The organism is Salmonella sp. NW177, from assembly GCF_051811585.1.
Lineage (GTDB): Bacteria > Pseudomonadota > Gammaproteobacteria > Enterobacterales > Enterobacteriaceae > Salmonella > Salmonella enterica.
The window spans coordinates 1-525 of the sequence record NZ_JAMMZV010000026.1 but is presented as its reverse complement, the minus strand read 5'-3'; the positions used below and the strand labels follow the sequence as shown (position 1 = coordinate 525).

At 49.5% G+C, this 525-nt stretch carries 2 tRNA genes and 1 rRNA gene; all 3 read left to right on the top strand.

The annotated features are described in order from the left end of the window. A 16S ribosomal RNA gene (locus tag NA986_RS24325) occupies positions 1–57 on the top strand; the annotation flags it as partial. Positions 58–126: 69 nt separating this feature from the next. Further along, positions 127–203 (top strand) — tRNA-Ile (locus NA986_RS24320). Between the two features lie 109 nt (positions 204–312). Continuing rightward, positions 313–388: transfer RNA gene (locus NA986_RS24315), tRNA-Ala, on the top strand. Positions 389–525 lie beyond the last annotated feature (137 nt).

The window sequence follows — 525 nt, the reverse complement described above, 5'->3', positions numbered from 1 at the left end:
GGGGTGAAGTCGTAACAAGGTAACCGTAGGGGAACCTGCGGTTGGATCACCTCCTTACCTTAAAGAAGCGTACTTTGCAGTGCTCACACAGATTGTCTGATGAAAAACGAGCAGTAAAACCTCTACAGGCTTGTAGCTCAGGTGGTTAGAGCGCACCCCTGATAAGGGTGAGGTCGGTGGTTCAAGTCCACTCAGGCCTACCAGATTCGCTCCCGTGCTTTGTTGTGGCAAAGCTCGCATACTTCAGTATGCTTCGCTTCACCACGCCGCGCCCGGAAACGAATCAAAGGTAAGAGGTTCTGACTACACGATGGGGCTATAGCTCAGCTGGGAGAGCGCCTGCTTTGCACGCAGGAGGTCTGCGGTTCGATCCCGCATAGCTCCACCATCTCGTGAGTGTTTACGAAAAAATACTTCAGAGTGTACCTGAAAGGGTTCACTGCGAAGTTTTGCTCTTTAAAAATCTGGATCAAGCTGAAAATTGAAACACAGAACAACGAAAGTTGTTCGTGAGTCTCTCAAATT